Below are 21,302 nucleotides of genomic sequence, written 5' to 3' on the forward strand. Positions count from 1 at the left end.
TATGCCGATCACGTGTAAGGACCTGAACGCCTTCTCGTCCCGTATTACGGCTAACACTCCAGACGAAACGGACATCCGCGCAGCTATAAGCCGCAGCTACTACGCCGCGTTCCATGCTGTGCTGCCGTTCGTCGAGCGTTTGCCGGACTCGGCAAAGTGCCGCCCGAACGCGACCCACGTGACGCACGTGGAGATGACCGAGCGCCTTAAAGAGTGGCGGACCGCTGGCGTCCATTCCCGGCTGGCCAAAATGACGGCAACGGGAGAGCAACTGGCGAGCGCAATACAGACGGCTCGCACAGCGCGGGAAAAGGCTGACTATCGGCTCGGCGCGCAGGTCCTGCCTGGCGAGGCGGCCACTCAGATCGGTCGCGCCAAGAAGGTCATGTTGATGATGGCGCAGCTCGAGAACGAGATTAATCGCCCCTAAAGGCAGCCGCGGGCTAGTTGTCGCCGGCCGGTTCCACCCGCGGCAGCTCGTGGTCGTAGACGTTAAGCATCGCGTCGGTCACGTGGCCGCTTGCCTGTTTCTTGTTGCCCTTCGTGTCCGTAATGCCGCGGTGCTTGAGCCCATGCAGGCCGAACCGGTCTTCCTCGGCTAGCACGCCGTCTTTCACCGCTTGCCGCATCATGCGACCCCAGGCTGTGTTGAAGCCCGAGCGGGTCAGCGGCTCGCCATCCTCGCCGACAAACAGAAACCGCTGATCCGCCTGCAGAGGGACGGCTCGACGTTTGGACTGCCAGATGGCCTCGCGCCGCTCCCGGAGCGCAGTCACGGCCGCAACGGTCAGCGAGCCCTTGCGGACGATGTTGTCTCGGCTGCCTTTGCGGCGATTGGTCTGCAGTTCGTCGCCGAGGTCGTGCGCGTCGGTCAGGGTCAGCACCTCGATGCCGCGCAGCCGCGCCTGGTAAGCGAGCTCCATCGCTGCCCACAAGTACGGCGGCAGGCACCCCTTCTCACGTGGCTGGCGCAGGCTGCACGCTCGGGCATAGGCCTGGACCGCACGGAACACGTGGGCCTCGGGCATCCGGTGGTCGCGCTTCTCCTTCACGGCCTTAACGCCGCGGAACGGGTTGGTTGTGCAGTGGTCGTGCTCGACCCCCCAGCCGACCACGCGGCGCAGGTAGCGCAGCCAGTGATTCGCCTTGGTCGGGTAGCCCGGGGTTGCGGCCTCGCCAGGGCGCTCAGCCGGTCGCCCCTGCGCAATTACATCGATGACCCGGCGCACGCCGCCCGGCGTGAGCTTGTCGATGACGACGGCGCCTAGCGTCAGGCCGTTCTTGAGAGGGTACTTGCGGATCGCGCCCGCGTAATCGCTGTAGTGCTTCTGCGTCGATGCGGCCAGCCCCTTAAAGGCCAGGCTGGCGTGAAAGCAGTCCATCACGAATGCGATGGTGCCGCGCACCTCAGCGCCTGCGCGCTGCTCGGCGATCACGTGCAGATCCGACAGTCGCGCCGACGCTTGCGCGACGGTGTGCGCCTTGTTGCCGCGGCCCTCCGGGTGCGGATCGAGCACGTACCAGCGGCCGTTGCCGCTGGCGTCCCAGTAGATGCCTTTCGGGACCTTCGAATAGTCGATGTGCGCGGGAAGGTTCGCCGGGCGCTTGCGTGGTCGTCCGCGGGGCATATCAGACCAACTCGTCGGGGTTGTATTTGCCGTCTTCGTTCGCGGCCTTGGCCAGCCCGAGGGCCGCATTCAGGGCCTCGACCGTCGTCCAGATGCCGCCGCGACCGTCGTACTTGAAGCGTACGCCCTGGGCGCGCGCCCATGCCTCGACCGTTGCAAGCCGCGGGTTCTCGCCGGGCTTGCACAGCTGCTGCAGGTCTTCGAATTGGAGGACCGGGCCGATCACTGCTGCGCGTGCTCCTGCTGGTATGCGTCCCACGCGTGCTGCACCGCGCGGAACTCGTCGGCGTCGCCGCCGCGGTCGGGGTGATGCTTCGCGCGCAGGCGGCGATAACTGCCCTCGGGATCGTTTGGGTCGAGCAGGTCGCGCCAGTGGCTCGTGCCGCCCGGCGCGGGCAGCGCTGCGAATCCGGTGAACGCCCGATCGAGGATCTCAGCGCCGCCGTGGCGCTCGATCGCGCGCATCGCCTCGAGCGTCGCCGCGACGGCCGCGAGGTTGTCGGCGACGCGGTCGTATCGATCGATCGCCATGCAGCGCATGGGCCAGCCGTCGACGCGGGAATCGCGCCAGTAGACCGAGACGCCCGGATCGTCCGGCTCTCGCTGGCCCGAGCGGGGCAGGCCGTCGAGGCGGAGCTGCAGGTTCGTGCTGATGACCAGGTCGAAATCGCTGACGCCCATGCGCTCGAGCTCGGCCTGCACCCGGCCGACGCCGTCGGCGATCGTGACTTCACCGCGCGTCGCGTAGCGCGATGGCTGGCCGCCCGGCGGCGTGTAGCTGCTGGTGCGCATCACCTGCTTGCCGAAGCGAGCGCGGGCGCGCGCAGCGGGCGGGGTGCGCTTCCAGCCGGTTGGCCACTGCAGCGGGGACGCTGGAATCGTCATGCCAAGATTCCTCCTCGGGGATCTACAAGAGGGGCGAATTCGTGAGCACTGAAGATTGGGCTGCACTGGGGACGTGGGTTACGGGCTTGCTGAGTGCAAGCGCAGGCATGCTTGGGGCTCTTGGTACCTGGGCGACGGGTGCGGCCACTGCTTTCATCGCTTGGCAGGCATACCGGTTTACTTCCCGCGCGGATCGTGATCGCAATGAGGTCGACCATCACGCGACCGCTGCCTATGCGCACGCCTGCAAACTGGAGATCGCTGACCTGCGCACCATGGCGGAGGCGTTCGCTGTACACATCTCGGCCGCGCTCAAGAGCGATGACTCCGCGCAGCGATACGGAGCGCTCATGGCGTTCATCACAATGCCGTCGTTTGAGCCTTCGGCGCGGATAACGAGTTCGCCGTCGATTGGCCGTCTCGATCCGAGTGTTTCGCAAAGCCTCAACAAGGTCATGACCGCAGCGAGCGCTGCAGAGCGACTCCGCAAGGGAGTGCTCACGGTTGCGAGAGAACTCGACGCAGACGAAATTCTCGAGCCTCGAATACCTGCTTTCCTCAAGCCTGCAGAAGAGCTTATGACTGCGTTTATTCGTCAGGCTGTTGAGACGGACGAGGTCTTGGCCGCTGCGATCGAGTTTCATGTGAACGCAGCAAAAGGTTCGCCGGCCACCGGCAGGGGCAAGTAGGGTCATCGTGCTTTCCAGTGGCGAAGGCGCGGCACGCGCCGCGGCTTGATGGCTGAGGGTTGCCGGCCGTCGCCGGCGAGCAGCGCGCGCAGCGCGCGCAGGCGCACGATCTCGTCGGCCGCCAGCACGAGCTGATCGCGCAGCACGTCCTTTTTCGGCTGGCACATGCGCTTCGGCGGCTTGGGGAAGAGGTCGTTCATGCGGCGATCCTCTCGGTTATCGCCGCACGCGCGGTGGCGAGTTCCGCGATGAATCGGTCCAGATGCCCGCGCAACCTCTCGGTGTAGGCGTCGGGTTCGACGCGCACGAGCAGCGGCGGATAGCCGGGGCAATACGACATGAAGTCCCACCAGGCGCGGCCGGTAATCAGCAGCGAGCCATGCACCTGCGCGCGGTGCTCATCCGGCAGCCCGCCCGCGCGCAACCACTTCAGGTGGGTCGGGCCGTCCGGGCATTTGATCTCCAGGCCACCGTCAGGGTCGATGAGGCTGTCCGGGCTGCAGCCGAGCGTGCCGGCATCGTTGAGGATGAAGCCGACCTCGACCGGCACGAGGTCACGCTCAAAGGCGTACAGGTCGCGGGCCTCGGGTTCGAGCTCGTTCCCGCGCTGCGTGTGCCGGTTGCCGCCGAAGCTACGCTCGGCGTCGGGACGCACGAGTTCGTCGATCAGCTCGCAGATGTAGGTATCGGCGCCGGCCGCGTAGTCGCCGCGCTTGTCGGTGACGATGCGACCGAACTCAGAAGCGGTCGGCACACCGCGGCGCGCGGCGTACCACTCAGGCGAGCGCTGCTCGCAAGTGAGGATGCGCATCGGCTCAGTCCTTCGGTGTCACGCGCGCTTTGGCGCGGTTGAAGGCGTTGCGCACCTCGGCCGGCATGTTGCTGGCCTTACCGCCGTAGTCCTTCAGCATTGCCTCGCGGAGCGGCTGGTACTTTTCCAGCTCGGCCAGCTCGTTCGCCTTGTCGATCCAGTCGATCGCCTTCGCGTCGAGTGCGCCGCCGCCGAGCCGGCCGTCGTCATCCTCGCCGTGCGTCGTGATGTTGAGCAGTGAGCCAGCGGTGTAGCGCTTGCCGTAGCTGACGGACGAGCCAACCGCCTGGACGCTGTTCTTGCTGCCCGTCTTGTCGGCCGGCAGCGTGATCTCGGTGGTTTCCTGATGACCGGCCCGGTGCGCGAGGATGCCAACGACGTGCACGCTGTCGTCCCCGGTCTCGGTGCGGAACGACAGGGCGAACCCGTGCTTCTGCAGGATCGGCTTGATCGCCGCGTTGATGTCCTCCCACAGGGCGTACGTGCTGGTCACGTTGCCGCTGTTGTTCTTGATCTTGCCGCGCTCGACGATCGACGGCAGCTCAGGCTGCATCGCGGCCATCGCTGACGTGTAGGCCGCGCGTGCCTCGCGCTCGAGCATCCGCTCGTGCATTTGCAGCAGCCGCTCCATCTTGTCGATGTCGGCGTTCGGATCGGTGGCCACGCGCTCGATCACCGCGAGCATGGTCGCGGGCGACGACATATCGGCTGCCGGCACGGGCGGCGGGGTCTGCTCAACGGTCAGGGCTGCACTGGTCATGGGCTTACTCGTCTGGAATAAGTGCCGGTTACGGTTCCGGCGCCGAACCGAGGGGAGCGGTTCGGCCGTATCTGCCGCGAGGGGAGCGCGACAGAGAGGGGTCAGGTCGCCTCCACCCACACGGACGCCATGCGCTCGATGTCATCGGGCGAGCAGGTCGGCCAGTACTGGCGGGACACGTGACGGCACATGCCGGCAATCACTTCGCGGAACTGGCCTTCGTCCATCGAGGCGAAGGAAAGCGAGCGGGGCACGCGGTAGGTGCACGGGCCGACGCCAGGGAAGTTCAGCGCGATCTCGTCGCAGCCGACGTTCGCCTCGATCTGCAGGCGCTTGAGCACCCCGTGCGAGTCCATGCCGGCGAACGCTTCGATGTTCTCGGCGAGCATCGACCCGAGCTGGTGCGCCAGGCGGTGGAATCCGGGCGAGCGCGGCTTCGTCAGCTCCGCCGACAGGATGTCGCCGAGCTTGTAGCCCTTCGCGCGCAGCTGGCCGAGCGTGAAGCCGTCGAGCGGCTCCAGGCGGCCGCGGCCGACGCGCCACAGCGTGCGGTCCTTTGTACGCTTGATCAGCGGGCGGACGGCGTTCATCGGGCAGCCACCAGCACGAGCGCGGCGATCATCGCCACAGCGGCCCAGCCGAGAGCGGCGAGGGCGCGGTCGGCGCGCGTCAGACGGCGCGGCCGGGCATCGTGCGGCGTGGTGCGCTCGACAGAATCGATAACACCGCGGGCCAGCAGACGGGCTTCGAGGCGCACGTTCATGCCTCCGGCGTCGGCCAGAAGATCGACACGAGGTAGCCGACCGCGAGCAGTGCGCCAGCAGCTCCACCCCACACCAGGGTATTGCCGGTTACCGCGATCGCGCCGATGCATGCCAGCGCTGCGCAGACTAGGCAGCAGATCACCGAGGCGCCCGGGTCGGCCGGTTCATCCGCCACGTCATGCTGCGGGTCGTGGTCAAAGCGAACGGCGCTCATGAGCCCACCCGATCGGTTCGGCGGGCTTGGTCCGCGGCCAACTCCATTCGCAGCGCTGCGAGCGCACGCTCTACGTGCTCGATCGTCGCCGCGTCAGGAAAGAGCCTGACGTACATCTCGCCGCAGCGAAGCTGGATGCCCGCCGGCAGGTTGGTGCTGGCCGAAAACGCATCGGCTTCGATGCGCTTTCCGGGCCAGAAGTAGAGGTTCGCGCTCACTCGCCGACCTCCTTCTCAGCGCGGTCCTCGGCGATGCGGCGCAGCCCGAGGTTCACCAGCGTCTGTACCGCGCGGAACAGGCCGTCGCGGTCGCCGTCGCGCAGGTACTGAGCGACTTCGCTACCTGTCAGCTCGTGGCAGGTGTGGTCGTCCCACGCTTCTGCATTGGCTTCGCGGTCGCCACGAAGCTCGGACACGAGCTCGTCCGTCCGGCGCTCGATGAAATCGGCGCGCAAGCTGCTGCGCTCGTAGTCCCAATCGTGGAGGCTTTGGTAGCTGACGGCGTGCTGCATGGCTGGCTCCGTTGCCGCGGGTTGCGGGCGACGAAGCCACGTTACCAGAACGGTAACGGCAGTCAATACCAAAAAGGGAACTTTCGATTGTGCGACGCATCAAGCCGACGAGCGGCCACAAAAAAGCCCGCCGGAGCGGGCTCGTTAACTCGTCCGGCTGGCGCTTTAGCCGACGCCGTCTACCTGGCGGATACGGATCTGGCGAGTGTGCGCGACCCCGTCGTCCATCCGGACGGCAACTCGGAAAGTCGAAGGCTGCTGGAACGTGATGCCGCCGAACGTGGCCATTACGTTCTGAGCAACGAATTCCATGCCACTGGCGTGGGCCGCTTCGGCGTTGAGGCCGGAGAGGTCGACGGGTGACTTGCCAATGAGTGTTGTCGCCCCGTCGTCGGAAACGATCTCAAACTCGACCTCAAGGCTTGTTAGGGGATCCGACACGGGCATCTCGATCGTGATCGCCACGGCAAACGAAGCGAACTTGAGCGGAAACTCACGGGAGTCGATCGTGGTTCCATAGACCCCGATATAGGAGTGCTTCCCTCCAACCTCAACTCTAATGTCGTCGCAGAAGACGACCGAAAGGCGTCGCGTTCGAGTCATGCATCCTCGCCCACGTGTAGCAAATCAAGAATCTCGTCTGCCGTTCTTCCAAGCACCTTAGCTAGAGACTTCACCGTCGATGCGTGGATCTGATTCGGGTCGATCCTACCTAGCTCTATCTTCGAAACATGGCCTTGGTTTGACCCGATAGCCTGCGCCAACGCCTCTTGCGAGAGGCCTTGGGCAAGTCTCAGCGAGCGAATCGAAAGCTCCCCGGGTAGGTAGGTTTGAACGAAGCTTTTTCTAGCCTCGTGCATCAAAGGGGCCATCACTGGGTCGGCGTCGTACTGGGCCGCCAATGAGGCCATGTCCGCGAAATCGTCGCTGTCATCTTCCAGCACGGCGGGCAACAGGGCGGGTCGCACGATCGACGTCGGAGCAACGGTCGACGCCCGCGCGCCCCCGAAGAGCCACTTAGCTCCCGTACTTTGCATGCATTCGGTCGAAGTCGGCCAGGACTCGAACTGTATAAGGGTGGCCGTTGGCATAGTTCCAGCTCCGTTCAAACACGCCTAAAACGATGATCCGCCTCTGGCCGGCCGCCGCGAAGTACCCGTAGACGACTCGGTACTTCTTGCCTTGGCTTTCCAGCTTCCACACTTTGAACCGCCAGATCGCCCTCTTCGGGCGGCCGTGGATGAACCACTTGTCGAGCCACCGGGCGCCGAAGCGGTGATGCGGCCGGCGGTTAGCCTTTTCGCCATACATCTGCTGCAGTAGGAAGTCGCACCCTTTAGGGTTCGCTTCGAATTCGCTCAGTGCTGCAGCAATAGCGGCCGCAGCAACGGGATCTTTAGCCTTGATGCGTGGAAGATCGATCTCGCGGACGCAATTCAGGATGTTGAAGAAAAGGGGCGTCATGTACTGCAGTACATACTACGCCGAATTCGTTTAGATTTCGTCAAATCCATCTGGCCGAGGTTCCGTTTGGCGCTTCAGTTGGTCCGCTGGTCAGCTTTGGGTGCTGCCTCGAAGGCAGGCAATTGTGTCACCCGCCGATCGTCCCGCAGGCCTTGCACTCGCCTGTCGCCGTGCTCTGACTCGCGCCAACAGGGCGATCGACAAAGCGGATTGCTTCGCCGTCGACGACCGTGTGCCTGTCGTTATTGCTGCGGCTGGTCTGAACGATGACGGCGTCGGCGCCGAGCTGCGCACCGGCGGCCTGTAGCTGCGGGATGGCGTCAGCAACGGTCGGGTCGGTGAAGCCGGGCTTGTACCGTTTCGCCGAGACGATACCGATCGACTCGTATTCGCGCCTCGGGGCGGAATAGAGCACCTGCACAGCGCTGCTCGAGGTCGGCGCATACATGGTCGCTGAGTTGCGGTGCACCTGGGTCGTGCTGCATGCAACTAGTGCGAGCAGCAGAGCGGCGGAAATGATGGTGCGCATGCGTGGATCCCTCCAGAATTCGCGTTGATCAGGCTTTGACATCGCCGCGCATGCCCTCGATGGCGCGGGTGAACACATATGGGATCACGGTCACCGCGCACGCGAGCGCTGCGGCCGCGGCCTGCTGCGGCGCGCCGTTGGCGTACAGCGTTGAGAACACGAGAAACGCTCCGAGCATGCAGCCGGCCACGGTGAGCGCCCAACAAACAGCAATGAATCCACGCATGTTTACTTCCCCCTGGTCAGTCGTGCCTTTCCCTGATCAGCCCAGCGTCTTCCAAGCTGATCCCTTCATTGATGCACTCGTACGCGCGGTGCAGGTCGCGGTGCAGCTGGGCGAGGTCTTCGGACGGCACGCACTCCAGCGCCACGTAGCCCCGCGTGGCTTGGTCGACAAGTAACTGCAGCCCCCACCGTTTCGACAGGTGCCGGATCATCCGGCAGTGCCATTCGATGTCGATCGAATCGGAACAGCGATCCCCTTCCAGCCCTGTAACAACGCGCAGCTTCGGCGCCGGCACCTCGCCAGCGATTTCCGCCATGCGTTTAGCCAGCTCTTGCAGCGTCTGCTTTTTCTGTGTCCCCCGAGTCAACTGCGCGCTCCTGCATTCGCCTGGTCATGAACTTCATCAGGTCGACCACGTTAGAGCCATCTCCATCGCTCAGCGTCTCGACCGCTTCGTACGCCGCCTCAAGCAACTCGGGCGGGAGCAGGTCGTCGTGCTGCTTGCCGAGGATCTGCAAGAACTGCTGCGCGAGGTAGACCGCCTCAGACAGCTTCGTGAAGTCTGGTCTCGCCAGATGAGAACCCTGCAGCGGCGCGGTCTCTAGAGCCCCTTGTGCGCCGGGCTGCAAGACGTCAAGCCAACCCCTTGGCTTCCCTAGTTTTTCTTCAATGTGGCGCGCCAGCCGATCGCCTATCGGCTTGCCCCCGAGCCACTGACTGACTTGCACCTGCTCGCGATCGATAGCCTTCCCGAAGGCGGTCGGGCCCTCGTGCTCGCGCACAAGCATCTCGACGTTCGCCTTCCGGACGGTCTTGTTATCCATCTGGGCATGGTCAGAGACGCGACCATGCGGGGGAAGAACCGAAACGGGAACAATCCCGTTGCCATAGGGTTCCCAGATTGGTAATGTCGCAGCAGACCGAAAGCCGGAACTGCTATGGACGCCAAGACCTACTTCACCGAGCGCGATGGCCGTGTTTCCAAGGACGGTGACGAGCTCCAGCGCGTCGCGGCCGCGTGCGGCGTCACCCCGGGAACCCTTTACCTCGTCGCCCTTGGCCACAAGACCCCGAGTGCCGAGCTCGCATGCCTGATCGAGCACTCGACGGGTGGCTACGTCGACCGCCGGGACACCCTGCGCGATTTCCCGTGGGACGGCCCGCTCGTCGCGGGTCAGCCGGCCTAAGCCGCGCGCCTTGTTCCTTTCGATTCCAGTCGTCGTGTCCATGCCGCGCACTGTGCCGGCGGCCCCGAGCGACTTCCACGTTCGCCAGGGGGTTTCATGAACGTCGTCGACGCAGCACACCAGACCGTGAAGTCCTACCCGGGCGGCGCGGAATCGCTCGGCCCGCGCGTCGGCATCGGTCCGGCGGTGCTCCGCAGCAAGGTCAACCCGAATACGACGACGCATCACCTCACGCTCGCCGAGGCCAGCGAGGTCATGGGCGTCACCGGCGACCACCGCATCCTGCACGCGCTCGCTGCTGAACATGGCTACACGCTGCAAGCGATCGAAGCCCCGCAGGACGGGGCCTCGATTCTCCAGGCGGTGCTTCAGGCAAACGCTGCAGAAGGCGCGTTCGACCGTGAGCTGCAGACCGCACTGTCCGACAACACGATCACCGCGAACGAAGCGCGGCTCGTCGAGGCGGCATGGTCCGCCGCGCAGGCCGCTGGCATCGCCCTGATTGCTCGAGTGCGCTCGATGTCGCGGGGCACCCGGTGAGCCGCGCGACGTTCGAGGTCGGCCGCGATCCGCCGACGCCTGAGCCCGAGCGGGCCGACCTAAAGCCGGTGCCCGTCGATGAGACCACGCGCCCGTCGCCCCGTGCGGTCGAGCGCGCGCGGGACGAGCTGGCACGGATCAAGGCGCGCAACCGCCGCGACGCCGAGCAGCAGGCGGAGCTCTACGGGGAGCGCGACGATGCGTGATTACGGCAAGGTCGCCCCGCAGTTCTGGACCGGCGCAACGGGCAAGGCACTGAAGAAGGCCGGGCCAGAGACGGTCCTGGTCGCGCTGTACCTGATGACCAGCCCGCACGCGAACATGATCGGTCTGTACTACCTGCCTGTGATGTTCATCGCCCACGAGACCGGGCTTGGCATGGAAGGGGCTTCGAAGGGCCTTCAAGGGTGCATCGAAGCGCAGTTCTGCAGCTACGACGAAGCTTCTGAGCACGTGTTCGTGCACTCGATGGCGCGCTTCCAGATCGGCGAGCAGCTCGACGTGAAAGACCGTCGCTGCAAGGGCGTCGAAAACGAACTCGAAAAGACCCCGAAAGGCCCGCTCCGCAAGGCTTTCCACGACCTGTATCGCGTCGCTTTCCACATGGGAAAGGGCGCTGATGAGGAAGCCCCTTCGAAGCCCCTTCGAAGCCAAGAGCAGGAACAGGAGCAAGAACAGGAACAAGAGCAAGAGCAGGAGCAGGAGCAGCCTCTTGGCGCCTCGGCTGCGCCGATCCGCCCGGCGGCGGTAGTCCGCATCCCGCTGAAGGACGGAACCGACTACGGCGTGACAGCCGAGCAGGTCGAGGAGCTGTCGGGCCTGTACCCGGGCGTCGACGTCCGCCAAGAGCTGAACGCCATGCGGGGCTGGGCCATGGCCAACCCGCCGAAGCGCAAGACCCGATCGGGCGCCCTGAAGTTCATCACGGGGTGGCTCGATCGCGAGCGGAAGAGGCGCGCCGAGGCGCCCCGCAAGCCGAATGCCGCAGAGACCGGCTTCGAACTGAAGACCTACACCGGAACCGCCGACGATGACCTCCCCGAATCCCTGCGCCATTGACGATTCCTACCTGGCGACCGACACCTGCCCGAAGCACGGCGAGGTGCAGATCCGGGTGATCGATTCGCCGTTCTGCGAACCGGGCGAGAAGTCCACGCTGATCAAGGGCGAGTGCCCGCAGTGCCGCGCCGAGCGGATCGACCGCGAGACTGCCGTCGCTCGTCGCGAGCGCGAAGCCGTCGTGCTGCTGGAGACGAAGCGTCTGCTACGCGATGCGGGCATCCCTCCGCGCTTCGCGAGCAAGACGTTTGCCGGGTTCGACGCCGACAGCCAGGGCGCCCGGAAGAACCTGCGCGTCTGCGAGGCCTTCGTCGAGCGCTTCCCCCAGCAGCTCGAGAACGGCACCACGCTCGTGATGACCGGCCGCCCAGGCACCGGCAAGACGCACCTTGCGACGGCCATCACCCGCGGCGTGATCGAGCGGCACGGCAAGGTCGCGCGCTACATCGGCGCGTCCGACCTGATGCGGTCGATCAAAGAAACGTACCGCCCGGGCAGCGAGCGCACCGAGCGCGAGGTCATCGCCGAGTTCGCCTCGATCGATCTGCTCGTCGTCGACGAGGTCGGCATCCAGGTCGGCAGCGACACCGAGAAGCAGCTCATGTTCGAGGTCTTCAACGGCCGCTACGGCGCGCTGAAGCCGACGGTGCTGCTGTCGAACCTCACGACCGAGGAGCTCGGCGCCTACTTGGGCGACCGCCTTATGGACCGGTTCCGCGAGGGCGGGGCGGTGCTGGTGTTCGACGGCGAGAGCCGACGGGGGCGCGCGTGAGCGCCTACACCGTGCAGATCGCGCCGTACGGCACGCAGTGCGCTGCGTACATCGCCGCCGTCATGGTCCGCGCGTACGCACAAGAACCGTCGGTCGAATCTCTGCGAACGCGTTTCGGCATGTCGCGCGCATCGGCGTATCGCTGGGCCGCTGCATGGCGACAAGCGCATCGCGGAGGGAGCGTGCCCATGGCTTCCCCGGCGGCGGTGAAGTGGCTGGAACTCGCGTTCGAATTTCGCACCGCTCCGCCGCCGCTTGAGATTTTCCGCGAGAGGTTCGGCTACTGCCGCGGGCAGGCGTTCCGCGTCCGCCGAACGTGGGAGCTCGCCCTGCGCACCGCCGCGCCGGATCGGAAGGTGCGCCATTGGGAGGTCGCGGCGTGAGGACCGAAGGCCGCCAGCCCGACCTGATCCGCAACAGCCCGCCGGAACTGGCGAAGGCGTACCGCGTGGCTGCCGACACGGTGCGGCGCGATCCGCACTGGGCGCCGAGCGATGCCGAGAAGCGTGCGCGCCTGTACGAGCGTGAGGCCGAGCGATTGGAGCAGCGAGCATGAGCACGAGCGAATGGCACGCGGGCGTTCCGACCGAGCCTGGCCTGTACGCCGTCGACCTCGGCGGCGGGCAGCGGCCGATCCTCGTTCATTGGGCCGAGGGGCAGCGCGACTGGCGCGACGGCGCGGTGCGGGTTCCGGTGCGCCGGTGGCACGGTCCGCTGCCGCCAATCCCGCGGACGGTCAGGCCCGAGGCGAGGGCGAAGCGATGAACCGCCACGTCCGCGACCGCGCGTTACTGGACTGCGCCTACGAGTTCCAGTGCCTGCTGCGCCTGCCTGGCTGCGAGGGCGGTGCGGGCGAGCCTGCGCATTCGAACCAGCCGCGGCATGGAAAGGGTGGCGGGCTCAAGGCGCACGACTGCTTCCACGTGCCGGCGTGCCGGTCCTGCCACCGGGAGTTCGACCAGGGCAAGACGATGACGCGTGACGAGAAGCGCGAGCTGTGGGAGCGCGCGTTCTGGGAGTACCTGCCGATGCTGTGGCAGCGCGAACTGCTGAAGGTGACCGCATGACGCTCAACCCCGCGCTCGAAACGGCCCTCTACTCAGAAGACTTCATGGCGGACTTCGACCGCCTGCTGCAGATCACGGGCACGAAGCTGCGCCTTGTGTGGGACGGCCCGCGCGATCGCGACGTGCTCACGCTGTGGCTCATCTACGACGGGCTCCGCGCGCCGCTGGCACAGTACAAGCCGCAGTGGCCCGGCTTTGCCTGGGCCGCGGGCGTCGCAAAGGTCGAGGACTTCCGCGAGCGCCTCGACGGCCTGCTGCGCCTGCACAACGCCGAGGTCGGCCTGCTCATCAACCGCGTGCGCCGTGAGGGCAAGTTCGGCGTCGCGTTCCCACATGCGCCGCAGCCGGGACCGGGCCGCGTGCACTCGCGCGCGATCGTCACTACGCGCCGGTCCACCGCGCAGCACGAGTGTTCCGGCGAGTACGCGCCGCCTAATCCGGAAGAGGTCCGTCAGTGATTGCAATCAACCTTGAGGTGTTCGGCTCTCCCGCCCCGCAGGGCAGCAAGTCGTTCAAGGGCATCCATGGCGGCCGCGCGGTGCTGGCGGAGTCGAGCAAGAAGGTGCGGCCGTGGCGCATGGACGTGAAGGCATGCGCCGAGGCGTTCGCGCGCGACTGCGTCGACCTTCTGCCGCTCGACGCGCCGCTCCGGGTGTCGATGGTGTTCACGCTGCCCAAGCCACTGAGCGCGCCGAAACGCCGCCGCACGTATCCGTGCCGCCTGCCGGACCTGTCCAAGCTGGCGCGCAGTACCGAGGACGCGCTGACCGACGCCGGCCTGTGGCGAGACGACGCACGCGTGGTCGAGTACGCCCGCTTGGCCAAGGTCTACCCGGGCGAGGACGTCGACGCGCTGGCCTCGCCTGGGGTGCGGATCCGGATCGAGGTGATCGAATGACCCAGGACGAGCTGGACGACCTGCTGTATCAGTGGGGGCGCTACCACGGGCGCGAGGGCGTGCTGATCAGCGAGACGGCCCACCCGCTCGAGCGCGCGCGCGAGTTCGCGCCGGGCAAGCGGGCCCGATCAGTCGTGGCCCGGGACGGCAGCAGCCGGCGCGAGGCCATGGCGGCCACGGTGAACGCCGGCACGCGGCACCTGCATCTGCGACGTGTGCCGATGGACTTCATCGATCACGTGCCATGCGCCGAGACCCGCAGCACGCGCACCCCGGGCCGAGAATGGCCGGTGCCGCCTCACCTGGAGCGCGTCAACCGCGCGGCGCTTGACCTCATCAAGTTCAGTCCGCTGCTCGGTCTGTGCCTGCAGGCGCGCTACTGCCAGATTGCATTCGACGCTGCTCGTGCGCAGTGGGTGGGCAAGACCTTGAAGGACGAGTACGACACCGAAATGGACGTGTCGACGAAGCGTTTCCGGGACGAGCTGTTGAAGGCGAAGTTCTGGATGCATGGCAAACTCAGTCAATAATGAATAGCCCATCACAAAACGATCACGCGGCGTTCAGAGTGACGTGACTTTCTCAGAATAGTCGAGCTTAATAGCCCCAATCTGCCAGCAGTCCCAGAACGCCTCGCCTAACCCGCGGGGCGTTTTTCGTTCTGGCGCCCGTTACCGCTCGGCGTCTCTCCCGCCGCGGTCTTTTACCGAGACGTCGATGACCTCGATCACCGCCGACCTGCTCGTGCGGGTGATGGGCTGCCCGCGTTCTGTTGCTGCGGAGTGGGCCCGGCCGCTCGACGAGGCCTGCCGGTTGTACGAGATCACGACGCCGGCGCGTGTCGCCGCGTTCCTCGCGCAGGTAGGTCATGAGTCGGCGGGCCTGACTCGCGTTGTCGAGAACCTGAACTACTCGGTCGACGGCCTGCTGCGGGTGTGGCCGAAGCGCTACACCCTCCGGCTGGCTGAGTTCCACGCTCGGAAGCCGGAGCTGATCGCGAACTTCGTTTACGGCGATCGCTTGGGCAACAAGCTCCCCGATGACGGCTACCGGTACCGCGGCCGAGGCCCGATGCAGGTGACTGGCCGGGCGAACTACGAAGCAATGCGCGACGTGATGCGGATTCGTGCAGGCAAGGTGCCTGACTTCGTTGAGCTTCCTGACCTGCTAGCTGAGCCGAAGTGGGGCGCGCTCGCTGCGGCCGCCTACTGGCACAGCCGACATCTGAACGTGCTTGCCGACGCCGGCCGCTTCACCGAGATCACCCGCCGCATCAATGGCGGGACTAATGGGAACGAGGACCGGCTCTCCCGGTACGGCCGCGCAAAGCGCGCGCTGATCGGAGTCGCCTGATGCCGCATCGTCTTGTGATGTCGGCGGCACCGCCCGTAGTCGATGCCATCGCGTCCACCGCCACGCTTGCCGTGCCGCTGACGGTTTCGGGCTGGATGCTGCTCGGTCATCCGGTCGAGGACTGGGTGCTGCTGGGAACTGTGGGGCAACTCTGCCTGACGCTGCCCTATTGGGTGTGGCGCATCGCCCGCGAGTGGCGCCAGGCCCGCAAGCAGGAATCGACCCTGTGAAGCCCAAGATTAATCGCCGCAAGCTGGCGCGTGCATGGGACTGGGGGCTTGTCGCCTTGGGTGGCGTTGCCGCGTACCTCGTGACTGCGATGCCGGCGCTCGCTCCTGAGATGGGCAAGGCCGGGCCGTGGATCACGGTCGGTATTGGCGTGCTCAACGTGCTGCTCAACAAGCTGCCGAAGCTGCCGGCCGAATGAATCCCTCGCCTGTAGGTGTCGTCATCGAGGCGATCGGTGGCGTGCGGGCAGCCGTGTTCCTGTGCACTGCGATCGGCATGACCGTGATGGCCGGCGGCTATCGACTGAAGGTCGAGCGCTTGGAGTCGGCGGCCGCGACGCACGCGGCGGCTGATCGCCAGATGCAGCTGTGGGCGCTCGACCGCGCCCGCGAAACCGAATACCAGCACCGGCTCGCTGTGGGCGAGATCGATGCGCGACTCACAAAGGCGCAATCCGCCCATGACGAAGCACTGCATGTCCTTGGCGCTGCTCGCAGCGCTGGCACTGTCCGCGTGCGCGACGACCGGAAGTGCCCAGCCGCCCACGTGCCCGCGACCGAGCCCGCCACCAGCGGCAGTCATGGTGCCGAGGGAATCTACCTTCCTCCAGAGGCTGAGCAGCGAGTTCTACGACTTACTGCAGAAGCCGACCGAAACACCGAGCAACTGACCGCATGCCAGGCCTACGTGCAATCGCTACAGGTGGCGCCGTGATCCCGGGCCAGTCCGTCGACATCGGCAGGCTAGTGCGGGAGGAGGCTGACCGGCTCGACCTGCGGGATGGCGCTGCACGCGCATGGGTTGAGGGGACCTGCTTCCTGTGCCGAGACGTCAGCGAGTGCCCGTCGCCCGCGATGTGTGGAATCGATAAGCCGGCCCCCGACAAGGCGCTCGAGCGCTAGTAGCCACATGGATGCCGGCCTGCTCACCGCCGTGGTCGTGACGGTGGCATGTGGCATTGCGCTGTCGGTGCCTGTGATCCGAGCGGTACGCAGAATCAGGTGCAGGTAAGAATGCCCAAGGGAGCGCCCCGACATAGGCCGACATCGGTGCAGGCGAGGCGGCACTGCCCACCGGAACAGAGCAGGCAAGCGCGCCGCACGCTGGCGACCAACTGCGCCGCATGGCGGAAGCTCCGGGCCACAGTGCTCGCAGCCGAGCCGCTGTGCCGTGAGTGCAACAAGAAGGGAATCGTCCGGGCCGCCAATCACGTCGACCACGTGAACGGCGACCCGAGCAACAACGACCTGACCAACCTCCAGCCGCTGTGCGCTCCCTGCCATAGCAGGAAGACCGCAGCCGAGGACGGTGGGTTCGGCAACAGGAGAAAGGCCGATGTCCGTGTTCACCGCTGAGGACAAGGAGCTGCTCACGCAGCTGATCGCTGCGAACGAGTCAGCCACCCGCGCCAGCCTTGAGGTTGCCCGCTCAGTAATGGAGCTCGCCAACTCGGTGGGACAGCTGGTGATCGCCATGGACGCAGAGAGCGCAGACGGCTTCGACGACGCCCCTGCGCCGGTTGACACGTACGGCGGGCTCGATGCCTGACCGGGGAGGGGTGGGTCGAAAGTCTGGCTCGCCTCCAACGCGACACGGGCGTCCAGTCGTTTTTTCACACCGTCAAAATTGAGATTCGAAAATGCGAGGACGGAAGCCAACGGCTCCGCACCTCAAGCTCCTGGCTGGAACCACTCGCCCGGACCGTGAGGTTTCGGACGCGCCGCAGTTCGACCTGATCGACGAATTCCCGTCGCCGCCCCAGCATCTGAACGTTGACGGCGCGGAAATGTGGAACCGCCTCGGGCCGCAGCTGGTGATGGCGCGCGTGCTGCAGGTCGTCGACCTCTACGCGCTGGAGCAGCTCTGCTACGCCTGGGAGCGATTCCGGAAAAAGGCGAAAGCGGGCATGGACATCACGGCCGCCGAGGACACTGCCTTGAAGGCGCTGTTCTCCGAATTCGGCATGACGGCCGCCTCGCGGCGGAAGGTCTCCAGTGGCGAAGAAAAGAAGTCCGGAAACCGATTTGCCCGAAACGGCAAGCGGTGATCGGGACTACGTAGCGGTCGCCCTCGCGTACGCGCGGGAGGCGGTGGCCGACAAGAAGGGGAGGAGGTTCGGCCGGCTGATCCGGCTCGGCGCGCAACGGTTCCTCGACGACCTGAAGCGGGCGAAGCGGAAGGACGCTCCGTTCCGGTTCGACGAGTGGCACGCGGTCGACGTGTGCGACTTCATCGAGAAGTTGCCGCACGTCGAGGGGAAGTGGGCGACGCCCGAGATTGTGCTGCACCGGTCGCACGTGTTCTTCCTCGTGAACCTGTTCGGGTTCCGGAAGCCGGACGGCACGCGGCGGTTCACGTCGGCGCTGTTCGCGGTGGCCCGTAAGAACGCGAAGTCGACGTTGGCCGCGGCGATCCTGCTGTACTGCCAGTGCTGCGAGGACGAGGAGGGCGCTCAGGTTATTTCGGCGGCGACCACCGGCTCGCAGGCGCGGATCATCTTCAACGTCGCCAAGCGGATGGCGGAGAAGACGGCCGACCTTCGGGACGCGTTCGGACTGGAGTGCTGGGCGAACGCGATCAGTCGGGTCGAAACCGGCGCCACGTTCAAGCCGATCAACGCGAAGGCCTCGACGCAGGACGGCTTGAACCCGTCACACGTCGGGCTCGATGAGATCCACGCGCACAAATCGGCAGACCTGCTGAACGTGCTGACCTCGGCGGCTGGTGCGCGCGCCTGTCCACTGTGGCTGTACACCACGACCGAGGGATACACGAACCCGGGGCCGTGGGCAGAGATCCGCCAGTTCGCCAAGCAACTGCTCGAGGGCGTGCTCGGCGACACGGCCGATCACTTCCTCGCAGTGTTCTACGCGGTCGATGACGGGGACACCGATTTCGACGAGGCGGCCTGGCACAAGGCCAACCCCCTCGCCGATTCGAACCCGCACCTGATCGCGGCCATCCGGAAAGAAGCGGTCGAGGCGAAGGCGATGCCTTCGAAGCTCGCCGAGTTCCAGATCAAGCGGCTCAACCGTCCGGCCTCCGCGGCGAACGGCTTCATCCTGCTGCCGAAGTGGAAGGCCTGCGACGGTGCGGTCGACCTCGAGGCGCTGCGGGATGTGCCGTGCTGGGGCGGGCTCGACCTCGCGAGCACGCGCGACCTCACGTCGCTGCGGCTGGTGTGGAAGCTGGACGGAAAGCTCCTGACGTGGGGCCGGCGCTGGGTGCCAAACGCCGCAGTGACGCAGCGGACCGAGCGCGGCACCGTCCCGTACGCGGGATGGGTCGCGGCTGGACTGCTGGAACAGACCGAGGGCGACGTCACTGATTACGCGGTGATCGAGGCCGCGGTGCTCGACGTGTGCAGTCGCTTCAACGTCCAGGCGATCGGCTTCGACCGGTGGAACGCAACCGAACTGTGCAACCGGCTTCTCACTGCAGAGGTGCCGATGGTCGAGTTCGTGCAGGGCCCGAAGTCGTACCACCCTGCAATGACCGAGCTCGAACGCGCCTACGTGAGCGGAGCGCTCGCGCACGGCGGCGACCCGGTCCTCGGATGGTGTGCTTCGAACCTGATCGCCCGCAAGGACCAGAACCTCAACCTCGCGCCGGACAAGAAGCGTTCGGCCGACAAGATCGATGACGTGGTCGCGCTGCTGATGGCCATCGGCCTGTCGGGCAGTGCGCCTGTCGAGGAAGACCTCGACGCCTTCCTTAACTCTCCAGTGGTGGCCTGACCTATGGCGCGAGACCTGAAATTCTGGCGCGGCTGGTTCGGCGGGAGCGCGCTGGCTGAGCGCACCGGCGACCAACATGCGCCGCCGGGCGCGGCCCTGGTGGACGGCACGGCGAGCGTCGGGCCCGATGGGGCGATGCAAATCGCCGCTGTGTGGGCCTGTATTGACCGCCGCGCTATGACGATCGCGGCGCTGCCGCTGTTCACGTACACCACCGATGCGGACGGGCAGAAGACGCTCGCGCGCGGGTCGCGCCTCTACCAGCTGCTGCACGACAGTCCGAACGCCCGCATGACGCCGCTCGAGTTCTGGCGCGCGATGCTGATGAACTACGACCTGCGCGGCAACGCGTACGCGCGGATCGACCGCGACGAGCGAACCGGGGAGGCAATCGCGCTGTGGCCCATGCCAGCCGACCAGGTGCGTGTCTCCGTCCTCGACGACGGCTCCATGGTCTACGAGTACCGGGTCGGATCCGATGTGGCGGTTCTCGCCGAGTCGAACGTCCTGCACCTGAAAAACCTGGGCAACGGCACGACGGGACTCGCGAAGCTCGAGTTCATGAGGGCAAGCACCGACGAGGCGGCGAAGGCGCAGACCAGCGCGTCCAAGACCTTCGGCAACGGTGGGAAGCCGACCGGCGTGCTGATGATCGACAAGGCCCTGACCGATCCGCAGCGCGAGAAGGTGCGCGAATCCTTCCGCGGCCTGACCGACGGAAGCACGTCGCGGCTGATGGTCCTCGAACATGCGATGACCTATCAGCAGCTCAGCCTCACGCCTGAGCAGCAGCAGATCCTCGAGACACGCAAGTACGGGATCGAGGAATTCTGCCGCTGGTTCGACGTGCCGCCGGTGCTGATCTACCACTCGAACGTGACCGTGTGGGGTAGTGGCATCACAGAGATCGTCTCGGGCTGGTACCGGACCTCGATCGGGCCGCTTTGCGTGATGGCCGAGCAGGCGATTCGTAAGCGTGTCCTCACCCCGCGCCAGCGCGCGACCATGTCCGTCGAGTTCAGCACCGACGCGCTACTGCGCGCGAGCCTGAAGGACCGGATCGAGATTTACGGCAAGGGCATCGCGGCCGGCGTCTACAAGCCGAACGACTGTCGCCAGCTCGAAAACCTGTCGCCCGAGGAGGGCGGCGACCGCCTGCTGATTCAGTCGGCCCTTATCCCGCTCGCGATGGCCGGGCAGAAAACCGCACCAGGAGGCGGCACCGATGCAAGTACGCAAGCACCTCGCGCTGACTGACGTCGCGCTCAAGTTCGACGACACCGGCGCCGGCACGTTCCAGGGCTACGCCTCGGTCTTCGGCGGCGTCGACTCTTACGGCGACACGATCATCAAGGGCGCGTTCGCCTCGACGCTGCGCAACAACGGCGCGCCGAAGATGTTCTTCAACCACGAGTGGACCATGCCGGTTGGCAAGTGGCTCACCGTGAAAGAGGACGATCACGGCCTGTTCGTTGAGGGCGAGCTCACCCCGGGCCTCGGCCTAGCCGGCGACATCCGCGCGGCCATGAAGCACGGGACGCTCGACGGCCTGTCGATCGGCGGCTACCTGAAGAAGGGTGACTACGAGGAGACCGAAGGCGGCCGCGTGATCCGCCGCTGGTCGAACCTCATGGAGATCTCGCCCGTCGCGTTCCCGGCCGATGCGTCGGCGCGCGTCAACCTCGGCAGCGTGAAGGCAGCCGACTCCACCGAATTGGCGGAAGCGATCGAAGAGATCGAATCCGTCCGCGATTTCGAGCGTTTCCTGCGGGATGCAGGCGGCCTCGGCAAAGGGGCGGCCGTTGCGCTGGTCGCCCGCGCCCGTGAGGTGTTCGCAGCCGGGGGATCCGGCGCCGAAAACCTTGAGGCGAAGCAACGCGCGGAGCTCGTCGAGCGCATTCAGCGCCTGGCCGCAGGCCTCGCGTAAGGCGCAACCACCGCTGCATCCCAATCGACCGCCATTCCGGCGGTTTTTTTATA

The 21,302-nt window shown here is 66.0% G+C and carries 42 protein-coding genes; 24 read left to right on the top strand and 18 right to left on the bottom strand.

Annotated elements, in window-relative coordinates; translation table 11 throughout:
• Position 1 precedes the first annotated feature (1 nt).
• The gene (locus ACFFGH_RS06390) at positions 2–430 is read left to right on the top strand and encodes a HEPN domain-containing protein (RefSeq protein ID WP_386666020.1); all 429 of its coding nucleotides are present in this window, start codon (positions 2–4) and stop codon (positions 428–430) included.
• Positions 431–443: 13 nt separating this feature from the next.
• Here the strand turns inward: ACFFGH_RS06390 and ACFFGH_RS06395 are convergent, their stop codons facing one another.
• The 3 genes from ACFFGH_RS06395 to ACFFGH_RS06405 all read right to left on the bottom strand — a co-directional run bounded on the left by ACFFGH_RS06395 (position 444) and on the right by ACFFGH_RS06405 (position 2,513).
• Positions 444–1,517 (bottom strand): site-specific integrase, encoded by a 1,074-nt coding sequence (locus ACFFGH_RS06395; RefSeq protein ID WP_386666023.1) that lies wholly within the window; start codon positions 1,515–1,517, stop codon positions 444–446.
• A 112-nt stretch (positions 1,518–1,629) separates the two neighbouring features.
• The gene (locus tag ACFFGH_RS06400; RefSeq protein ID WP_386666026.1) at positions 1,630–1,854 is read right to left on the bottom strand and encodes a hypothetical protein; all 225 of its coding nucleotides are present in this window, start codon (positions 1,852–1,854) and stop codon (positions 1,630–1,632) included.
• Positions 1,851–2,513, bottom strand: coding sequence for a J domain-containing protein (locus ACFFGH_RS06405; protein WP_386666029.1), 663 nt, complete (start codon positions 2,511–2,513; stop codon positions 1,851–1,853). Before ACFFGH_RS06405 ends, ACFFGH_RS06400 begins: the two co-directional genes overlap by 4 nt.
• Before the next feature lie 41 nt (positions 2,514–2,554).
• Here ACFFGH_RS06405 and ACFFGH_RS06410 point away from each other — a divergent pair, with 41 nt between their 5' ends.
• The gene (locus ACFFGH_RS06410) at positions 2,555–3,202 is read left to right on the top strand and encodes a hypothetical protein (RefSeq protein WP_386666032.1); all 648 of its coding nucleotides are present in this window, start codon (positions 2,555–2,557) and stop codon (positions 3,200–3,202) included.
• A gap of 2 nt (positions 3,203–3,204) precedes the next feature.
• Here ACFFGH_RS06410 and ACFFGH_RS06415 read toward each other — a convergent pair whose 3' ends face one another.
• The 15 genes from ACFFGH_RS06415 to ACFFGH_RS06485 form a co-directional block, all read right to left on the bottom strand.
• Positions 3,205–3,402 (bottom strand): hypothetical protein, encoded by a 198-nt coding sequence (locus tag ACFFGH_RS06415; protein WP_386666034.1) that lies wholly within the window; start codon positions 3,400–3,402, stop codon positions 3,205–3,207.
• Positions 3,399–4,013, bottom strand: a complete 615-nt coding sequence (locus ACFFGH_RS06420; RefSeq protein ID WP_386666036.1) for a lambda exonuclease family protein — start codon at positions 4,011–4,013, stop codon at positions 3,399–3,401. Before ACFFGH_RS06420 ends, ACFFGH_RS06415 begins: the two co-directional genes overlap by 4 nt.
• Before the next feature lie 4 nt (positions 4,014–4,017).
• Positions 4,018–4,773: an ERF family protein gene (locus tag ACFFGH_RS06425; protein WP_386666039.1), complete on the bottom strand. Its 756-nt coding sequence runs from the start codon at positions 4,771–4,773 to the stop codon at positions 4,018–4,020.
• A gap of 101 nt (positions 4,774–4,874) precedes the next feature.
• Complete coding sequence (locus tag ACFFGH_RS06430) at positions 4,875–5,363, bottom strand: hypothetical protein (RefSeq protein WP_386666042.1); 489 nt, start codon at positions 5,361–5,363, stop codon at positions 4,875–4,877.
• Positions 5,360–5,536: a hypothetical protein gene (locus tag ACFFGH_RS06435; RefSeq protein WP_386666045.1), complete on the bottom strand. Its 177-nt coding sequence runs from the start codon at positions 5,534–5,536 to the stop codon at positions 5,360–5,362. The genes ACFFGH_RS06430 and ACFFGH_RS06435 overlap by 4 nt, the downstream gene beginning before the upstream one ends.
• The gene (locus ACFFGH_RS06440; RefSeq protein ID WP_386666047.1) at positions 5,533–5,751 is read right to left on the bottom strand and encodes a hypothetical protein; all 219 of its coding nucleotides are present in this window, start codon (positions 5,749–5,751) and stop codon (positions 5,533–5,535) included. The genes ACFFGH_RS06435 and ACFFGH_RS06440 overlap by 4 nt, the downstream gene beginning before the upstream one ends.
• A complete protein-coding gene (locus ACFFGH_RS06445; RefSeq protein WP_386666049.1) occupies positions 5,748–5,969 on the bottom strand; it encodes a hypothetical protein in 222 nt (73 codons plus the stop codon). Before ACFFGH_RS06445 ends, ACFFGH_RS06440 begins: the two co-directional genes overlap by 4 nt.
• Positions 5,966–6,262 (bottom strand): hypothetical protein, encoded by a 297-nt coding sequence (locus tag ACFFGH_RS06450; protein WP_386666052.1) that lies wholly within the window; start codon positions 6,260–6,262, stop codon positions 5,966–5,968. The genes ACFFGH_RS06445 and ACFFGH_RS06450 overlap by 4 nt, the downstream gene beginning before the upstream one ends.
• 165 nt (positions 6,263–6,427) lie before the next feature.
• On the bottom strand, positions 6,428–6,865 hold the full coding sequence (locus ACFFGH_RS06455; protein WP_386666054.1) for a DUF6941 family protein: 438 nt from the start codon (positions 6,863–6,865) through the stop codon (positions 6,428–6,430).
• On the bottom strand, positions 6,862–7,206 hold the full coding sequence (locus ACFFGH_RS06460) for a helix-turn-helix transcriptional regulator (protein WP_386666056.1): 345 nt from the start codon (positions 7,204–7,206) through the stop codon (positions 6,862–6,864). Before ACFFGH_RS06460 ends, ACFFGH_RS06455 begins: the two co-directional genes overlap by 4 nt.
• Positions 7,207–7,279: 73 nt before the next feature.
• Positions 7,280–7,726 (bottom strand): hypothetical protein, encoded by a 447-nt coding sequence (locus ACFFGH_RS06465; RefSeq protein ID WP_386666058.1) that lies wholly within the window; start codon positions 7,724–7,726, stop codon positions 7,280–7,282.
• 127 nt (positions 7,727–7,853) lie between these two features.
• Complete coding sequence (locus ACFFGH_RS06470) at positions 7,854–8,255, bottom strand: hypothetical protein (protein ID WP_386666061.1); 402 nt, start codon at positions 8,253–8,255, stop codon at positions 7,854–7,856.
• 28 nt (positions 8,256–8,283) lie between these two features.
• Positions 8,284–8,481 (bottom strand): hypothetical protein, encoded by a 198-nt coding sequence (locus ACFFGH_RS06475; protein WP_386666064.1) that lies wholly within the window; start codon positions 8,479–8,481, stop codon positions 8,284–8,286.
• A 16-nt stretch (positions 8,482–8,497) separates the two neighbouring features.
• Entirely contained in the window at positions 8,498–8,797 is a 300-nt protein-coding gene (locus tag ACFFGH_RS06480) for a hypothetical protein (protein WP_386666066.1), read from the bottom strand.
• A 4-nt stretch (positions 8,798–8,801) separates the two neighbouring features.
• A complete protein-coding gene (locus ACFFGH_RS06485) occupies positions 8,802–9,305 on the bottom strand; it encodes a hypothetical protein (protein WP_386666068.1) in 504 nt (167 codons plus the stop codon).
• A 114-nt stretch (positions 9,306–9,419) separates the two neighbouring features.
• Here ACFFGH_RS06485 and ACFFGH_RS06490 point away from each other — a divergent pair, with 114 nt between their 5' ends.
• The 22 genes from ACFFGH_RS06490 to ACFFGH_RS06595 all read left to right on the top strand — a co-directional run bounded on the left by ACFFGH_RS06490 (position 9,420) and on the right by ACFFGH_RS06595 (position 21,249).
• A complete protein-coding gene (locus ACFFGH_RS06490; RefSeq protein WP_386666071.1) occupies positions 9,420–9,668 on the top strand; it encodes a hypothetical protein in 249 nt (82 codons plus the stop codon).
• 96 nt (positions 9,669–9,764) lie between these two features.
• Positions 9,765–10,208 (top strand): phage regulatory CII family protein, encoded by a 444-nt coding sequence (locus ACFFGH_RS06495; protein WP_386666073.1) that lies wholly within the window; start codon positions 9,765–9,767, stop codon positions 10,206–10,208.
• Positions 10,205–10,414: a hypothetical protein gene (locus ACFFGH_RS06500; RefSeq protein WP_386666076.1), complete on the top strand. Its 210-nt coding sequence runs from the start codon at positions 10,205–10,207 to the stop codon at positions 10,412–10,414. The genes ACFFGH_RS06495 and ACFFGH_RS06500 overlap by 4 nt, the downstream gene beginning before the upstream one ends.
• The gene (locus tag ACFFGH_RS06505) at positions 10,407–11,267 is read left to right on the top strand and encodes a hypothetical protein (RefSeq protein ID WP_386666079.1); all 861 of its coding nucleotides are present in this window, start codon (positions 10,407–10,409) and stop codon (positions 11,265–11,267) included. Before ACFFGH_RS06500 ends, ACFFGH_RS06505 begins: the two co-directional genes overlap by 8 nt.
• Positions 11,239–12,039 (top strand): ATP-binding protein, encoded by an 801-nt coding sequence (locus ACFFGH_RS06510; RefSeq protein ID WP_386666082.1) that lies wholly within the window; start codon positions 11,239–11,241, stop codon positions 12,037–12,039. The genes ACFFGH_RS06505 and ACFFGH_RS06510 overlap by 29 nt, the downstream gene beginning before the upstream one ends.
• Entirely contained in the window at positions 12,036–12,422 is a 387-nt protein-coding gene (locus ACFFGH_RS06515; RefSeq protein ID WP_386666084.1) for a hypothetical protein, read from the top strand. The genes ACFFGH_RS06510 and ACFFGH_RS06515 overlap by 4 nt, the downstream gene beginning before the upstream one ends.
• On the top strand, positions 12,419–12,595 hold the full coding sequence (locus ACFFGH_RS06520; RefSeq protein ID WP_386666087.1) for a hypothetical protein: 177 nt from the start codon (positions 12,419–12,421) through the stop codon (positions 12,593–12,595). The genes ACFFGH_RS06515 and ACFFGH_RS06520 overlap by 4 nt, the downstream gene beginning before the upstream one ends.
• Positions 12,592–12,804: a hypothetical protein gene (locus tag ACFFGH_RS06525; protein WP_386666090.1), complete on the top strand. Its 213-nt coding sequence runs from the start codon at positions 12,592–12,594 to the stop codon at positions 12,802–12,804. Before ACFFGH_RS06520 ends, ACFFGH_RS06525 begins: the two co-directional genes overlap by 4 nt.
• Entirely contained in the window at positions 12,801–13,106 is a 306-nt protein-coding gene (locus ACFFGH_RS06530) for a hypothetical protein (RefSeq protein ID WP_386666092.1), read from the top strand. The genes ACFFGH_RS06525 and ACFFGH_RS06530 overlap by 4 nt, the downstream gene beginning before the upstream one ends.
• Complete coding sequence (locus tag ACFFGH_RS06535) at positions 13,103–13,564, top strand: hypothetical protein (protein ID WP_386666094.1); 462 nt, start codon at positions 13,103–13,105, stop codon at positions 13,562–13,564. Before ACFFGH_RS06530 ends, ACFFGH_RS06535 begins: the two co-directional genes overlap by 4 nt.
• Complete coding sequence (locus ACFFGH_RS06540; protein WP_386666097.1) at positions 13,561–14,004, top strand: RusA family crossover junction endodeoxyribonuclease; 444 nt, start codon at positions 13,561–13,563, stop codon at positions 14,002–14,004. The genes ACFFGH_RS06535 and ACFFGH_RS06540 overlap by 4 nt, the downstream gene beginning before the upstream one ends.
• Positions 14,001–14,534, top strand: a complete 534-nt coding sequence (locus ACFFGH_RS06545; RefSeq protein WP_386666100.1) for a hypothetical protein — start codon at positions 14,001–14,003, stop codon at positions 14,532–14,534. Before ACFFGH_RS06540 ends, ACFFGH_RS06545 begins: the two co-directional genes overlap by 4 nt.
• Positions 14,535–14,721: 187 nt before the next feature.
• Positions 14,722–15,357 carry a glycoside hydrolase family 19 protein gene (locus ACFFGH_RS06550; RefSeq protein WP_386666103.1) on the top strand — a complete coding sequence of 212 codons (636 nt, stop codon included), beginning with the start codon at positions 14,722–14,724 and terminating at the stop codon, positions 15,355–15,357.
• Complete coding sequence (locus tag ACFFGH_RS06555; RefSeq protein ID WP_386666106.1) at positions 15,357–15,587, top strand: hypothetical protein; 231 nt, start codon at positions 15,357–15,359, stop codon at positions 15,585–15,587. Before ACFFGH_RS06550 ends, ACFFGH_RS06555 begins: the two co-directional genes overlap by 1 nt.
• Positions 15,584–15,784 carry a hypothetical protein gene (locus ACFFGH_RS06560; RefSeq protein WP_386666108.1) on the top strand — a complete coding sequence of 67 codons (201 nt, stop codon included), beginning with the start codon at positions 15,584–15,586 and terminating at the stop codon, positions 15,782–15,784. The genes ACFFGH_RS06555 and ACFFGH_RS06560 overlap by 4 nt, the downstream gene beginning before the upstream one ends.
• A gap of 77 nt (positions 15,785–15,861) precedes the next feature.
• A complete protein-coding gene (locus tag ACFFGH_RS06565) occupies positions 15,862–16,299 on the top strand; it encodes a lysis system i-spanin subunit Rz (RefSeq protein ID WP_386666110.1) in 438 nt (145 codons plus the stop codon).
• A gap of 431 nt (positions 16,300–16,730) precedes the next feature.
• On the top strand, positions 16,731–16,940 hold the full coding sequence (locus tag ACFFGH_RS06570; RefSeq protein WP_386666112.1) for an HNH endonuclease signature motif containing protein: 210 nt from the start codon (positions 16,731–16,733) through the stop codon (positions 16,938–16,940).
• Entirely contained in the window at positions 16,921–17,133 is a 213-nt protein-coding gene (locus tag ACFFGH_RS06575) for a hypothetical protein (protein WP_386666115.1), read from the top strand. Before ACFFGH_RS06570 ends, ACFFGH_RS06575 begins: the two co-directional genes overlap by 20 nt.
• A 91-nt stretch (positions 17,134–17,224) precedes the next feature.
• Positions 17,225–17,632 (top strand): hypothetical protein, encoded by a 408-nt coding sequence (locus ACFFGH_RS06580; RefSeq protein ID WP_386666117.1) that lies wholly within the window; start codon positions 17,225–17,227, stop codon positions 17,630–17,632.
• Entirely contained in the window at positions 17,610–19,322 is a 1,713-nt protein-coding gene (locus tag ACFFGH_RS06585) for a terminase large subunit (protein WP_386666119.1), read from the top strand. The genes ACFFGH_RS06580 and ACFFGH_RS06585 overlap by 23 nt, the downstream gene beginning before the upstream one ends.
• 3 nt (positions 19,323–19,325) lie before the next feature.
• On the top strand, positions 19,326–20,579 hold the full coding sequence (locus tag ACFFGH_RS06590; protein ID WP_386666121.1) for a phage portal protein: 1,254 nt from the start codon (positions 19,326–19,328) through the stop codon (positions 20,577–20,579).
• Positions 20,548–21,249, top strand: coding sequence for an HK97 family phage prohead protease (locus ACFFGH_RS06595; protein WP_386666123.1), 702 nt, complete (start codon positions 20,548–20,550; stop codon positions 21,247–21,249). The genes ACFFGH_RS06590 and ACFFGH_RS06595 overlap by 32 nt, the downstream gene beginning before the upstream one ends.
• Positions 21,250–21,302: the final 53 nt, after the last annotated feature.

This window comes from Lysobacter korlensis (genome assembly GCF_042434515.1).